Here is a 14095-nt window from a genome sequence, read left to right on the forward strand (position 1 = left end):
ATGCAGACGGATCCGGCGGGCAGGAGCCCGCCACCCCAGGGAGGATTAGGCACATGCCGAAGGATCATGGCATCGGAGCCAGCTCGAAGCGCCGCGAGGACGTGCGCTTCCTGACCGGCACCGGCAATTATACGGACGACATCAACGTCTACGGGCAGGCCTACGTCGCCTTCGTCCGCTCTGACGTGGCGCATGGGCGCATTACCGGGATCGACACCGCGGCGGCCGAGGCCATGCCCGGTGTTTTGAAGATCTTCACCGGCAGCGACTTCGAGGGCGTCGGCGGTCTTCCCTGCGGCTGGCAGGTGACCGACCGCTTCGGCGAGGTGATGAAGGAGCCGCCGCATCCGGTGCTCGCGCAGGGCAAGGTGCGCCACGTTGGCGAGATGGTGGCAGCGGTCGTCGCCGAGAGCCTCCAGGAGGCCCGCGACGCCGCCGATGCCGTCATGCTCGACATCGAGGAACTGCCCGCAATCGTCGACATGAAGAAGGCGGTCGCATCGTCGGAGACGCTTGTGCACGACGAGATCGGCACGAACCTCTGCTACGACTGGGGTTTCGTCGAAGACAACCGAGACGCGGTCAATCAGGCGATCAAGGGCGCGGCACATGTCACGACGCTGGAGCTCGTGAACAACCGCCTCGTCGCAAACCCGATGGAGCCGCGGGTCGCCGTGGGCGACTACAACCGGGCGGGCGACATGTCGACGCTCTACACGACCTCGCAGAACCCTCACGTGATCCGTCTTCTGATGGGCGCCTTCGTGCTCGGCATTCCCGAGCACAAGTTGCGCGTGGTGGCTCCGGACGTGGGCGGCGGCTTTGGCACCAAGATCTTCCACTACGCCGAGGAGGCCTTCTGCACCTTCGCGGCACGGGCGCTGAAACGCCCGGTCAAATGGACCTCGACCCGCTCCGAGGCCTTCATGTCCGACGCGCATGGGCGTGACCACGTCACCAAGATCGAGCTGGCGCTCGACGAAGCCAACAATTTCGTCGCGGTTCGGACCGAGACCTACGCCAACATGGGGGCGTATCTCTCGACCTTCGCGCCGTCCGTGCCGACTTGGCTGCACGGCACGCTGATGGCCGGCAATTACAAGACGCCGAACATCTACGTGAACGTGAAGGCGGTCTTCACCAACACCGTTCCGGTGGACGCCTATCGCGGCGCGGGGCGGCCAGAGGCAACGTTCCAGCTCGAGCGCGTGATCGACAAGGCAGCGCGGGAGCTTGGCGTCGATCCGATGGCGCTGCGGCGGCAGAACTTTATCACCGAGTTCCCCTATGCGACGCCGGTCGCGGTCGAATACGACACCGGTGACTACCACGCCACCGCCGACAAGATCGCCGAGATCGCTGATTTCGCCGGCTTCGAGACGCGGCGCAAGGAGAGCGAGGCCAAGGGAAAACTGCGCGGGCTCGGTATCAACTGCTACATCGAGGCCTGCGGCATCGCACCCTCGAACCTCGTCGGTCAGCTCGGTGCGCGCGCGGGTCTCTACGAAAGCGCGACGGTTCGGGTGAACGCGACCGGATCGCTCAGCGTGATGACCGGGAGCCACAGCCACGGGCAGGGGCACGAGACGTCCTTCCCGCAGGTCGTGTCCGAGATGATCGGCATTCCCGAGGATCAGATCGAGATCGTTCACGGCGACACCGCCAATACGCCGATGGGCATGGGCACCTACGGGTCCCGCTCGCTCGCGGTCGGCGGGTCGGCCATCGTGCGCGCCACCGAGAAGATCATCCGGAAGGCCACGAAGATCGCGGCGCATCTGCTCGAGGCGTCCGAGGCGGATATCGAGCTCAAGAACGGGGCGTTCTCGGTCGCGGGCACGGACAAGTCGGTGGCCTGGGGGGACGTCACGCTTGCCGCCTACGTGCCGCACAACTACCCGCTCGAGGATATCGAGCCGGGGCTCGAGGAGACGGCGTTCTACGATCCGTCGAACTTCACCTATCCTTCGGGCGCCTATGCCTGCGAGGTGGAGGTGGACCCAGAGACCGGTCAGGTCACCGTCGAGCGGTTCTCGGCCGCGGACGATTTCGGCAACGTGATCAACCCGATGATCGTCGAGGGGCAGGTGCATGGCGGGGTCGCTCAGGGCATCGGGCAGGCGCTGCTCGAGAACTGCGTCTACGACGAGACCGGGCAGCTGCTGTCGGCCTCCTACATGGACTACGCCATGCCGCGGGCCGACAACGTGCCGATGGTTACGGTGGACCATTCCTGCCAGACGCCGTGCACGCACAACCCGCTCGGGGTGAAGGGCTGTGGCGAGGCGGGGGCCATCGGCTCACCGCCGGCGGTCATCAACGCGGTGATCGACGCGCTGCATTCGGGCGGCTTTACCCACGTCACCCATATCGACATGCCTGCGACGCCGAACCGCGTCTGGGCCGCGATGCAGGGCTGAGGTCGGAGAGGATGGGACCGGGGGCCAGCCCCCGGACCCCCGGAGTATTTTCGCCAAGAAGAAGCAACGGCTTCGGCTTGGCCGGTTCGAGGAGACCGACACGATGTATGCATTCGAGATCGAGCGCCCGAAGAGCGTCGACGAAGCCTTGGCAGCGCTGGGAGCCGAGGAGGCGCAACCCATCTCGGGCGGACAGACCCTGATCCCGACACTGAAGCAGCGGCTCGCCATGCCGTCGAAGCTGGTGTCGCTGTCCGGGATCGACGAATTGCGCTACCTGCGGCGCGAGGGCGATGCGCTGATGATCGGCGGCGGGGCGACCCACGGGATGGTGGCGCGCGAGGCGGCGACGGACTTTCCCGGGCTCGCCAAGCTCGCCGGCAAGATCGGCGATCCGGCGGTGCGCAATCGCGGCACGATCGGCGGATCGATCGCAAACAACGACCCCTCGGCATGCTATCCGTCCGCGGCGATGGCCTGCGGAGCGACGATCGTGACCAACAGCCGTGAGATCGCCGCCGACGAGTATTTCCAGGGCATGTTCATGACCGCTCTGGAGGAGGGCGAGATCGTCACAGGCGTGCGCTTCCCGATTCCGCAAGCCTCCGCCTACATGAAGTTCGAGCAGATCGCCTCCCGCTTCCCCCTCGTCGGCGTGTTCGTCGCGCGCTTCGCCGATCGTGTCGGCGTCGGCGTGACCGGGGCCTCGAACAACGGGGTGCTCCGCTGGAGGGAGGCGGAAGAGGCGCTTGCCGCCAACTTCTCGCCTGATGCGCTGGCCGATGTGACGGCTCCGAGGGCCTCGGATATGATCGCGGATCTCCACGGGACGGCCGAATATCGCGCGCATCTCATTCCGGTGATGACGAAGCGCGCCGTCGCTGCCGCGGAGTGACGGCTTAGGCGGCGAGGCGGGCGAGCAGCCAGTCGGCGCGCTCGGCCGCTTCGGCATCCGGCATCTCGAGCACCCGGTAGCCGAAGCGCCGGTGGGTCGCGGCAAGGCGGTCCGCCGCCTGAGCGGAATCTGTGCGGCGAGCCAACTCATCGTCATCTCCGGTCACGGGCCTAGGCGGCAGCGCAAAGATCACGGGATTGGCGTAGGGATGCTGGTCGACAAGCATGTCGAGGAAGGGCCCGCCAGCCGCGTCCTGCCGCGCCACCAGCGCATCGATCAGTCCGCGGTCGAAGAAGACCGGACCCTGGAACGTTCGGGCGCGGGCATGGTCTTCGACAGCCATACGCACCGCCGCTTCTGCCGCCCTGACAGGATCGGTGGCCGGCGATCGCACGCGGTCCCCGGCGTCGATGCGCGCGGGATCGCGGATCGTCGCAAAGCCACGTGCGGCCAGTTCCTCAATGAGTGCCGAGGCACCTCCACCGGGTGCACCGGTGATCAGGAAAAAACGGCGATGCGGAGCTCGATCGCGCACGGACATCAGCGATACCTCTTCAGCGTCATGTCGAACGCGCCGAGCTTCCAGTCCTGAACGAAGAAGGCGTGGTCCCGGGCCAAGCGTTCCACCGCTTCCTCGGCGAAGGACAGGACATCGTCGATGAAGAGTTCGATAGGCTCCATCGCCTCGTCGATGCGCGGCTCGATCCGGTAGTCGAGCTGGCCGGCATCGTCTGAGCGTGCATGTGCTTGGGCGAGCGCGATGCCGCAGGAATGGGCGTATTCCTTCCAGCTCTTCTTCGACAGGTCGTCGAGATCGATGTCGTTCCTGAACGGGGCACGTTCGCGGGACATGAAGCTTTTCCCGTCGATGTCGACATTGCCGTAGAACACGTCACCGGCGGCGAGGTGCACCGACTGGCCATGCGCGATACGGTCACCCTTGTCTCCGGCGTCAAAATCGTTCGCCGGCACCAAGCCCTCGAGCGCAGATCGGCGAGCGCGCTTGAACTCGATGATGAGATCGTCGGTCGCATCCTCTCCGGGGCCCTCGAGGAGGCAATAGTAGCGCCCGAGACCCAGCGACGCCGTGCCTTGTCCGTGCCGCATCGCGACGTCCTTGACGCGCAATGTCCCGGCGCGGCCTCCTTCCTTTATACCGTTCGTCTTTGCGAGATCGTCGATCAGCTTCTGGAATTCGTCGAGTCGGCTCGAGACCGGGGTCAGTTCCTCGTTGGCGCGGAAGCCGCGCCCGGTCTCATCCAGATAGCGGTCTCGCAGCCAGCTTTCGCGCGACTTTTCGGATTTCTCGAACAGACGCCTGATTACCTTTGGCGCGTTGTCCGCCCGCATCTGCTCGGTGGATTCGGTCTGGTGCCGGGCATAGTATTCTATGCCCTCGTGGTAGCCCTCGATGAACTTCCGCGCGATCTTGAGCTGGTGCTTGCGCCCCATGCCGCCTTCCTCGGCGACGGCCAGAAGGAACCCTGTCGCACCGCGCTTGAGGTCCCAGGTGAAGGGCCCGTAGATGACGTCGTCAAAGTCGTTTACGCCGAAGATGGGCACGTTATCTGCGTTCGGCATGACCCCGAAATTCTCGGGATGAACATCCCCGAGCACCAGCACCGTCGGCATGCGCGCATCGTCGCCCGCTATGTCGCGGTGGAACAGGAGCGATGAGCCCCGGAAGAACGAGAAGAGCGAGCCCGCAAGCTTGTCGAACTTCTCGTCGGCTCCCTGCGCCTGATGATCGATCCGCACGGCGTGGTCTTCGATGATCGTCTCGCGGACGTGCAGTCTGCGTTCGTGGCCGGTGTACTTGTCCGGTCGCATGACGCAGGCGTTCGTGGCATACATCTGTGCCAGTTTCCGGAACTCCTCGACCCGGCTTTGCAGGGTCTCGACCGGGGCGTCGCCGGTGCGATCGGCCTCGGGCCCGTTCGGCGTTGTGGATTTCGCGCTCTTTGACGAATTGGCGCCGCCCCGGTTCTTCGCAGATCCATCGCTCTTGCCGTTCGCGCCGGACTTGGTCGACGCACCGCCATTCCCCGGCGTCTTGCGCGTTTGACTGCTCTTGCTGGTTTCGCTCTTCGTCCGGGCCACGTTGCGTCTCCCTGTCATGACATTCAGGGAACAGAACCCATCCGCCACGCGGCGCGTTCCACCTTGCGGCCTTTCCATCGGTTCGGGGGGGGCGGGCAGGGTGAACGCCACCTCCAAGCAACGGCCGGCCAATGGACATGCTCTTTGCCCCGCGTCCCTAGCCGGCCTTCACCACCTCAGTAGAGACCACCACCTCAGTAGAGACAGCGCGCTATCTGGTGGCCCGGGTCTTCTGCATCGGACGCTGCCACACACGAGGCAGAGAAAGGCGGCGCGATCGATCGGGAGCGACCATTCAGCTTAAGCAAATCCTGACACCACCTTGCGCAGACCGGTTCAACGCTCGCCTATCCTTCCGATACCAAGGTTTGTCACCGCGATGTCGAGCTGACAGTCTCCGAGACTCGCTTGACAGCGGGCACGCCACCGTCAACGATAATTTTCGCGCGTAAAACAGAAGGCGTTGCCGTGGTCGAAGCAGGAACAGGGAAGGCGATGCGCCAGGATCGTGTGAGGACGATGGAGGAATTCGCCTCGCTCAGCGGCATCTCGCGTCCGACCCTGTCTAAATACTTCAACGATCCGGGTTCGGTCCGGGCTTCGACCCGCGCGCGGATCGAAGCCGCGCTCGAGAGATACGACTACACGCCGAATGTCTACGCGATCAATCAGAACCGAGCGCTCACCAGGAACATCGGCATCATCGTTCCCTATCTGGCCGACCCGTTCTTCGCCGAGGTGGCGCGCAATCTCGAGCCGCTCTGTGCGCAGGCGGGGTACAACCCGATCCTGCTCAGCTCCCACGGCGATCGCGATCGCGAGATCCAGAATCTCGAGGGCCTGCGGGCCATCCGTCCCGCGGGAGTGCTGCTCGCGCCGCTCGGGCGCCGCTCTCGCCGGGACGATGTCGCCGCGTTCTGCGAGGAGGTGCCGACCGTGCTCTTCGATTGCGACATCGAAGGCGTGGGCGATGCGTATTACGGAAACGATAATGGCAAAAGCATCGCTCTGATGGTGGATTATCTCTGCCGGACGGGTGAGCCGCCCGCGTTCTTCGAGATGCGTGACGCGCCCAACCCAAATGCCAACAAGCGCCGGACGGCTTACGACGAGGCCATGCGCAGCCATGGGCACGAGCCGATGATCGTCTCGGTCGAGGGTACGGGATGGGCATTCGAAGAAATTGCCTGCAGGGCCGCTGCGCCGATGATGTGCAAGGGCCAGCTGCCGTCGAACACGGTGCTCTGTAGCAACGACCGCCTCGCCATCGGCTTTCTCGCCGCGGCATACGAAAACGGCCTTCGCGTTGGCATCGGGCACGGCCACGCGCTGCGCGTCGCGGGGCATGACGACCACCCTTATGCCCGCTTCACTTGTCCCTCCCTGACGACAGTGGCGCAGAGCTACGATGCGATCGCGGGTCAGAGCATCGATTGCCTCCTGTCGATCATCGATACGGGCGAGCGCCCCGAGGAAAAGCGCGCCATCCATTTCGAGGGTGGGCTGGTCATGCGCAAATCGGCCTAAAACATTACGCGCGTAAAATATCCATTGACCGAGCGTCATGACGCGCCTAATCATGCGACAATAACATCCAAGCCAGGGAGGATACGGATGTCACTCAAGCGCGTACTCGGCGCCACCACGGCGCTTACGCTCTGCTCTGCCGCGGCCTTCGCGCAGGACACCACCATCACAATCGCCACCGTAAACAACGGCGACATGATCCGCATGCAGGGTTATACGGATCAGTTCACCGAGGAGACAGGCATCGGCGTCGAGTGGGTCACGCTCGAGGAGAACGTGCTGCGTCAGCGCGTCACGCAGGACATCGCGACCGGCGGCGGACAGTTCGACGTGATGACCATCGGCACCTACGAGGTTCCGATCTGGGCGAACCAGGAGTGGCTGGCGCCGCTCGACGACCTGCCCGAAGATTACAACGTCGACGACCTTCTGCCGGCGGTGCGCGAAGCGCTCTCGGTCGACGGCACGCTCTATGCCGCGCCGTTCTATGGCGAGTCGGCGATGATCATGTACCGGACCGATCTGGCCGAAGAGGCCGGGATCGACATGCCGGACAGCCCGACCTGGTCCGAGGTCATGAGCGCCGCCGAGGCGATGACGGACAAGGAAAACGACATCTACGGCATCTGCTTGCGCGGCAAGCCAGGCTGGGGCGAAAACATGGCCTTCCTCACGGCCATGGCGAATTCCTACGGCGCACGCTGGTTCGACATGGACTGGAAGGCCCAGTTCGACAGCGAGGACTGGACTGCCACCCTCAACGACTATCTCACGATGATGAACGAGTACGGCCCTCCGGGCGCGTCTTCGAACGGCTTCAACGAGAACCTGTCGCTGTTCCAGCAGGGCCGCTGCGGCATGTGGATCGACGCGACCGTCGCGGCGGGCTTCGTGACCGACCCCGACGAGTCGACCGTGGCCGACAGCGTCGGCTTCGCGCAGTTCCCGAACAAGGAAGGCGTGGACAACCACGGCAACTGGCTTTGGGCGTGGTCGCTCGCAGTCCCGGCGTCGTCGGATGACACCGATGCGGCCAAGCAGTTCGTCGCTTGGGCCACGAGCCAGGAATACACGCAGCTCGTCGCCGAGGACGAGGGCTGGCGCGCGGCACCTCCGGGCACCCGCACCTCGCTCTACGAGAACGAGGAGTACCAGGAAGCGGCACCCTTCGCAGAGATGACGCTGGAATCGATGAACGCCGTCGATACGCAGGCGCCGTCCGTGCAGGAGATCCCCTACACCGGAGCCCAGTTCGTCGCGATCCCCGAGTTCCAGGGCATCGGTACGGCGGTCGGTCAGCAGTTCTCGGCCGCGCTCGCGGGCCAGGTCGACGCCGAGACCGCACTGTCGAACGCGCAGACATCGACCCAGCGCGAGATCGACCGCGCCGGCTACGGCGAGAACTGAGCCAAGCGCAAAGTTGCGGGCCGCCCACGGGCGGCTCCGCTCCGCGTCACCAGCAATAAGACCGAATGACCGATCCGGGGCGCAACCCCGGTGCCGACTTGGGGGGAGACATGGCGACCCAGCATTCCCGATCCGCGGCCCGCGTGATGATCGCACCGTCGGTGATCCTGCTTCTTCTGTGGATGCTCGTGCCGCTCGGCATGACGATCTACTTCTCGCTTCTCCGCTACAACCTGCTGATGCCGGGGGCGAACCCGTTCATCGGCTTCGAGAATTACGCCTACTTCCTGACCGACCCGGCCTTCCAGGCAGCGATCTGGAACACGCTGATCCTCGTTGCGGGTGTCCTGTTCATCACGGTGGTCGGCGGCATCCTGATCGCGCTTCTGCTCGACCAGCCGATGTGGGGGCAGGGGCTCGTCCGAATCCTCGTGATCTCACCTTTCTTCGTGATGCCCACCGTCTCGGCGCTGGTCTGGAAGAACATGTTCATGAACCCCGTGAACGGGCTCTTCGCGCATCTCTTCGAATTCATCGGATTGCAACCATTCGACTTTCTCAGTCAGGCGCCGCTCGCCTCGATCATCGGGATCGTCTCGTGGCAGTGGCTGCCCTTCGCGACGCTGATCCTCCTGACGGCGATGCAGTCGCTCGACAGCGAGCAGATCGAGGCGGCCGAGATGGACGGGGCGTCGCCCTTCAGCCGCTTCTGGTACATCGTCCTGCCGCATCTTTCGCGCGCGATCACCGTCGTGATCCTGATCCAGACGATCTTCCTTCTGTCGATCTTTGCCGAGATCTTCGTGACGACCGCGGGCGGCCCGGGCACGGCATCGACCAACCTCACGTTCCTGATCTACCTCGAATCCCTGCAAAGGTTCGACGTGGGCACGGCTTCGGCAGGCGGCGTCGTCGCGATCATCCTCGCCAACATCGTCGCGATCTTCCTGATGCGGATGATCGGCAAGAACCTGGACGCCTGAGGGAGACACCCGGCACATGGCACGCGCAGTCTCGAACCAGCGCAAGGCGATCAACACGGCGGTGGCCTGGATCATCGCCCTGTTGATCTTCTTCCCGATCCTCTGGACCATCCTCACCTCGTTCAAGACCGAGGCCGAGGCGATCGCCGATCCACCGAGCTTCCTGTTCTTCAACTGGACGCTCGACAACTACACCACGGTGCAGGCGCGGTCGGACTACTTCGGCCACTTCTGGAACTCGGTGGTGATCTCGGTGGGCTCGACCATCCTCGGCCTGATCATCGCGATCCCGTCGGCTTGGGCGATGGCCTTCGTGCCGGGCAAGCAGACGAAGAACGTCTTGATGTGGATGCTCTCGACCAAGATGCTGCCGCCGGTGGGCGTGCTAGTGCCGATCTACCTGATCTTCCGCGACGTCGGGCTTCTCGATACGCGGTTCGGCCTGGTGATCGTCCTGATGCTAATCAACCTGCCGATCATCATCTGGATGCTCTACTCCTACTTCCGCGAGATCCCGGGCGAAATCCTGGAAGCGGCGCGGATGGACGGGGCGGGGCTTCGCTCCGAGATCCTCTACGTGCTGACGCCGATGGCGGTGCCGGGTATCGCTTCGACGTTGCTGCTCAACATCATCCTCGCGTGGAACGAGGCGTTCTGGACGCTGACCCTCACCGCCGCCAACTCGGCGCCGCTGACGGCGTTCATCGCCAGCTACTCGAGCCCCGAGGGCCTCTTCTACGCCAAGCTCTCCGCCGCATCGACCATGGCGATCGCGCCGATCCTCATCATGGGCTGGTTCAGCCAGAAGCAACTCGTGCGCGGCCTCACCTTCGGCGCGGTCAAGTAAGGGAAAGAACACATGGGACAGATCACGCTCGAGAAGGTGACCAAGAGCTTCGGCGACGTCGAAGTCATCCCCCCTCTGGACCTGACCATCGAGGACGGCGAGTTCTGCGTCTTCGTGGGCCCCTCCGGATGCGGCAAGTCCACGCTGCTGCGGCTCATCGCGGGGCTCGAGGACATCAGTTCGGGGGCCATCAAGATCGACGGCAGCGATGCCTCGGACGTGCCGCCGGCAAAGCGCGGCCTCGCGATGGTGTTCCAGTCCTACGCGCTCTATCCGCACATGAGCGTGCGCAAGAACATCGCGTTCCCGATGAAGATGGCCGGTGTCTCGCAGGACGAGCAGAACCGCCGGATCGAGAGCGCTGCGAAAGCGCTGAACCTGACCGACTACCTTGAGCGCCGGCCCGGCCAGCTTTCCGGTGGCCAGCGACAGCGCGTCGCGATCGGCCGCGCCATCGTGCGCGAGCCCGCCGCCTTCCTCTTCGACGAGCCGCTCTCGAACCTCGACGCAGCCCTGCGCGTCGGCATGCGGCTCGAGATCTCAGAACTGCACGAGCGGTTGAAGACCACGATGATCTACGTGACCCACGACCAGGTCGAGGCGATGACCATGGCCGACAAAATCGTCGTTCTCCGCGCCGGCAATATCGAGCAGGTCGGCTCTCCGCTCGATCTCTACAAGCACCCGCGCAACCTCTTCGTGGCGGGCTTCATTGGCTCGCCCAAGATGAACCTGATCGAGGGCGAGGCCGCCGCGCGTCACGACGCAAAGACCATCGGGATCCGGCCGGAGCATATCGAGGTGACGGAGGCCGGTGAGTGGCAGGGCCGTGTGGGTGTCGCAGAGCATCTGGGGTCCGACACCTTCCTGCACGTGCACGATACGGGCCTCACCGACATCCTGACGGTTCGCTCGACAGGAGAGATGGGGCTGCGGCATGGCGACTGCGTGAGCCTCAGCCCGCGCCACGATCAGATCCACCGCTTCGACGCGTCCGGCCTGAGGATGGCGTGATGCGCCTCGACGGAAAGACGGCCCTGATCACCGGCGCGGCGCGGGGGATCGGCCTCGCCTTCGCCAGGGCCTATGTCGCCGAGGGTGCGCGCGTCGCCATTGCCGACATCGATATCGGCAGGGCACGGGGAGCGGCGGACGAGATCGGCGAAGGCGCGATCGCGGTCGAGATGGACGTAACCAGTCAGTCCTCGATCGACACGGGGGTCGAAGCCGCCGTCGAAGGCCTCGGCCGGATCGACATCCTGATCAACAACGCGGCGATCTTCACCGCGGCGCCGATCACCGAGATCACCCGCGAAGATTATGACCGGGCTTTCAGCGTCAACGTCTCCGGCACGCTCTTCACACTTCAAGCCGTCGCCCGCCACATGATCGACCGTGGCATCAAGGGCCGGATCATCAACATGGCGAGCCAGGCCGGCCGCAGGGGCGAGCCGCTCGTCGCGGTCTATTGTTCCACCAAGGCGGCGGTGATCAGCCTGACCCAATCAGCGGGTCTCAACCTCATTTCTCACGGCATCAACGTGAACGCGATCTCGCCGGGCGTGGTCGACGGAGAACACTGGGACGGTGTTGACGCCTTCTTTGCCAAGTACGAAGGCAAGGCACCGGGGCAGAAGAAGGCCGAGGTCGGCGTCGCCGTGCCCTTCGGCCGGATGGGCACGGCCGATGACCTGACCGGCATGGCCGTGTTCCTCGCGAGCGACGAGGCCCGCTACATCGTCGCGCAAACCTACAATGTGGATGGCGGCCAATGGATGAGCTGAAGAACACCCCCGTGCCCCTGCGCCGCGACCGCCTGTCCGAAGTGCCGGCCGAGATCGGGACTCCGGACTATTCCGCCTCTGAGCTGACGCCGGGCATCGTCCATATCGGCACCGGCAACTTCCATCGGGCCCACCAGGCCTGGTACCTCCACCGCCTGATGCAGGACGGACAGGCCCGCGATTGGGCCATCGTCGGCGCGGGCGTCCGTCCGGGCGATGCGGCCATGCGCGAGAAGCTCCTCGCGCAGGAATGCGTCACGACCCTCATAGAACTGAGCCCGGAAGGCACCTCGGCCGAGATCACCGGCTCCATGATCGATTTTGTTCCGGTCGACGAGGACAACGCCTCGCTGGTCGCGTGCATGGCCGATCCGGCCATTCGCATCGTGTCGCTGACCGTGACCGAAGGCGGGTATTACGTGGACCCGTCGACCGGCAAGTTCGACCCGGATCACCCCGACATCCTCCACGATGCGGCGCATCCGAGCGAGCCTCGAACCGCCTTCGGCGCCATCATCGAGGCGCTCCGTCAGCGGCGAGATGCAGGGCAGGGCCCGTTCACCGTCCAGAGCTGCGACAACCTCCGCGGCAACGGCGACATCACCCGGGACACCGTTCTGTCGCTCGCGCGGCTCATCGACAAGGATCTCGCGGACTGGATCGAGGCGCACTGCACCTTCCCGAACTCTATGGTCGATTGCATCGTGCCCGCGACCGGACCGGACGAGATCGCAGCGGCCCGCGCGCTCGGCGTCGATGACGCCGCGCCAGTAACCCACGAGAACTTCCGTCAGTGGGTGATCGAGGATTCCTTCTGCGCCGGCCGGCCGGACTGGGACCGTGTCGGCGCGACCTTCACCGACCGCGTCCACGATTACGAGACGATGAAGATCCGCATTCTCAACGCCGGTCACCAGGTTCTCGCGAATGCGGGCGAAGTGCTGTCGGTGCCGACGATTGCGGATTGCATGGCCCATCCCGATATCTCCGCCTTCTGGCGCAAGGTCGAGCGGGACGAGATCGTGCCGCATGTGGACCCCGTTCCGGGCATGACCCCCGAGGATTACGTCACCCTCATCGAGGAACGGTTTGCCAATCCTGCGATTCGCGATACCACGCGCCGCGTTGCGTTCGACGGCTCGTCCCGGCATTCCGGCTTCGTGCTGCCCATCCTGCGGGACGCGCTCGCGTCCGGCGCGCCGGTGGAGGGCTTGATCCTGGTAGAGGCGCTCTGGGCCCGGATGTGTCATGGGACGCGCGAGGACGGCAGCGAGATTGCGCCCAACGATCCCAACTGGCCCGCTTTGATGGCCGCGTCTGCGGCTGCGAGGGAGGACCCGCAGGCCTGGCTCGAGCAGCGCGGGATCTATGGCGATCTCGCCGAGGACAGGCGCGTGTCCGAACCCTTCGCACGCTGGCTCGAAACGATCTGGCAGCAGGGGACAGAGGCGGCGCTCCGGGCATATGTGAACGCTCGATAGGCGGAGAACCCTAGGACGGACGTTGGGAACGTTGTTGCCGTTGCGTGAACCGGCTCGACGCGATTACTCTGCGCCTCGCAGGCACACAAAAGAAACGGTCGAGGCAATGGGACAGAAACGGGTACTGAGAGCGACTCTCATGTCGCTTACGCTGGCGGCGCTTGCGGCATGCGGCGGCGGACGCAGCGACGAGGGAATGCGGTTCAGAGGCAACGATGTCGACTGCCTCGCACGCGCGATGTATTTCGAATCCATCCGCTCTAGCCGCGACGGCATGATCGCGGTCGGCAGTGTCGTGATGAATCGCGTTGAGTCGGGAGATTTCCCGGACACCGTTTGCGGAGTCGTGGGCCAACGCGGTCAGTTCGCGCCGGGCGTGCTGTCGCGCTCGATGTCGAGCCGAGCGGCGCCCCTGGCGCGGGACAGCGCCACCGCGGTCCTGCGAGGCGAGCGCCATCCTCTGGTCGGCAACTCGCGGTTCTTCCACGCTGCGACCTACCACGCGGGCTACAACAACATGCACTATACGGTGACCGCGGGGGGCAACGCATTCTACGAAAAGCGCGATCCGGCCCGGGTGACACGCCCGAACCCGATGCCCCCGATCGAGGGTCTTACGGGGCGTTGACCGCAACTCGCCAGGACCCGCCC

The 14095-nt window shown here is 64.8% G+C and carries 12 protein-coding genes; 10 read left to right on the plus strand and 2 right to left on the minus strand.

The genetic code is table 11. The annotated features are described in order from the left end of the window. The first annotated feature begins 53 nt into the window (after nt 1–53). On the plus strand, nt 54–2420 hold the full coding sequence (locus tag OCH239_RS02170; RefSeq protein ID WP_037257919.1) for a xanthine dehydrogenase family protein molybdopterin-binding subunit: 2367 nt from the start codon (nt 54–56) through the stop codon (nt 2418–2420). Between the two features lie 103 nt (nt 2421–2523). Beyond that, nucleotides 2524–3315: an FAD binding domain-containing protein gene (locus tag OCH239_RS02175; protein WP_037257921.1), complete on the plus strand. Its 792-nt coding sequence runs from the start codon at nt 2524–2526 to the stop codon at nt 3313–3315. Nucleotides 3316–3319: 4 nt separating this feature from the next. Here OCH239_RS02175 and OCH239_RS02180 read toward each other — a convergent pair whose 3' ends face one another. Next, the gene (locus OCH239_RS02180) at nt 3320–3856 is read right to left on the minus strand and encodes an AAA family ATPase (RefSeq protein ID WP_051489157.1); all 537 of its coding nucleotides are present in this window, start codon (nt 3854–3856) and stop codon (nt 3320–3322) included. Then, complete coding sequence (locus OCH239_RS02185) at nt 3856–5415, minus strand: DUF2252 domain-containing protein (RefSeq protein WP_051489158.1); 1560 nt, start codon at nt 5413–5415, stop codon at nt 3856–3858. The genes OCH239_RS02180 and OCH239_RS02185 overlap by 1 nt, the downstream gene beginning before the upstream one ends. A 495-nt stretch (nt 5416–5910) precedes the next feature. Between OCH239_RS02185 and OCH239_RS02190 the strand changes: the two genes are divergently transcribed. The 8 genes from OCH239_RS02190 (at nt 5911) to OCH239_RS02225 (ending at nt 14072) form a co-directional block, all read left to right on the plus strand. Further along, nucleotides 5911–6942 (plus strand): LacI family DNA-binding transcriptional regulator, encoded by a 1032-nt coding sequence (locus tag OCH239_RS02190; RefSeq protein WP_037257923.1) that lies wholly within the window; start codon nt 5911–5913, stop codon nt 6940–6942. A gap of 87 nt (nt 6943–7029) precedes the next feature. Next, nucleotides 7030–8349: an ABC transporter substrate-binding protein gene (locus tag OCH239_RS02195; protein WP_037257924.1), complete on the plus strand. Its 1320-nt coding sequence runs from the start codon at nt 7030–7032 to the stop codon at nt 8347–8349. 110 nt (nt 8350–8459) lie between these two features. Further along, nucleotides 8460–9332 carry a carbohydrate ABC transporter permease gene (locus OCH239_RS02200; protein WP_037257926.1) on the plus strand — a complete coding sequence of 291 codons (873 nt, stop codon included), beginning with the start codon at nt 8460–8462 and terminating at the stop codon, nt 9330–9332. 16 nt (nt 9333–9348) lie between these two features. Continuing rightward, nucleotides 9349–10179: a carbohydrate ABC transporter permease gene (locus tag OCH239_RS02205; protein WP_037257929.1), complete on the plus strand. Its 831-nt coding sequence runs from the start codon at nt 9349–9351 to the stop codon at nt 10177–10179. Between the two features lie 12 nt (nt 10180–10191). Continuing rightward, nucleotides 10192–11193 carry an ABC transporter ATP-binding protein gene (locus tag OCH239_RS02210; protein WP_037257931.1) on the plus strand — a complete coding sequence of 334 codons (1002 nt, stop codon included), beginning with the start codon at nt 10192–10194 and terminating at the stop codon, nt 11191–11193. Then, nucleotides 11190–11963, plus strand: coding sequence for an L-iditol 2-dehydrogenase (locus tag OCH239_RS02215; protein WP_037257934.1), 774 nt, complete (start codon nt 11190–11192; stop codon nt 11961–11963). Before OCH239_RS02210 ends, OCH239_RS02215 begins: the two co-directional genes overlap by 4 nt. Beyond that, entirely contained in the window at nt 11951–13444 is a 1494-nt protein-coding gene (locus OCH239_RS02220) for a mannitol dehydrogenase family protein (RefSeq protein WP_037257937.1), read from the plus strand. The genes OCH239_RS02215 and OCH239_RS02220 overlap by 13 nt, the downstream gene beginning before the upstream one ends. 139 nt (nt 13445–13583) lie before the next feature. Then, on the plus strand, nt 13584–14072 hold the full coding sequence (locus OCH239_RS02225) for a cell wall hydrolase (protein ID WP_157577774.1): 489 nt from the start codon (nt 13584–13586) through the stop codon (nt 14070–14072). Nucleotides 14073–14095 lie beyond the last annotated feature (23 nt).

Source organism: Roseivivax halodurans JCM 10272, from assembly GCF_000521785.1.
In the GTDB taxonomy this organism is placed as follows: domain Bacteria; phylum Pseudomonadota; class Alphaproteobacteria; order Rhodobacterales; family Rhodobacteraceae; genus Roseivivax; species Roseivivax halodurans.

Coding starts and splice junctions, on each gene's coding strand:
- OCH239_RS02170 (WP_037257919.1), top strand. CDS start 54: ATGCCGAAGGATCATGGCATCGGAGCCAGCTCGAAGCGCCGCGAGGAC.
- OCH239_RS02175 (WP_037257921.1), top strand. CDS start 2,524: ATGTATGCATTCGAGATCGAGCGCCCGAAGAGCGTCGACGAAGCCTTG.
- OCH239_RS02180 (WP_051489157.1), bottom strand. CDS start 3,856: ATGTCCGTGCGCGATCGAGCTCCGCATCGCCGTTTTTTCCTGATCACC.
- OCH239_RS02190 (WP_037257923.1), top strand. CDS start 5,911: ATGCGCCAGGATCGTGTGAGGACGATGGAGGAATTCGCCTCGCTCAGC.
- OCH239_RS02195 (WP_037257924.1), top strand. CDS start 7,030: ATGTCACTCAAGCGCGTACTCGGCGCCACCACGGCGCTTACGCTCTGC.
- OCH239_RS02200 (WP_037257926.1), top strand. CDS start 8,460: ATGGCGACCCAGCATTCCCGATCCGCGGCCCGCGTGATGATCGCACCG.
- OCH239_RS02205 (WP_037257929.1), top strand. CDS start 9,349: ATGGCACGCGCAGTCTCGAACCAGCGCAAGGCGATCAACACGGCGGTG.
- OCH239_RS02210 (WP_037257931.1), top strand. CDS start 10,192: ATGGGACAGATCACGCTCGAGAAGGTGACCAAGAGCTTCGGCGACGTC.
- OCH239_RS02220 (WP_037257937.1), top strand. CDS start 11,951: ATGGATGAGCTGAAGAACACCCCCGTGCCCCTGCGCCGCGACCGCCTG.
- OCH239_RS02225 (WP_157577774.1), top strand. CDS start 13,584: ATGTCGCTTACGCTGGCGGCGCTTGCGGCATGCGGCGGCGGACGCAGC.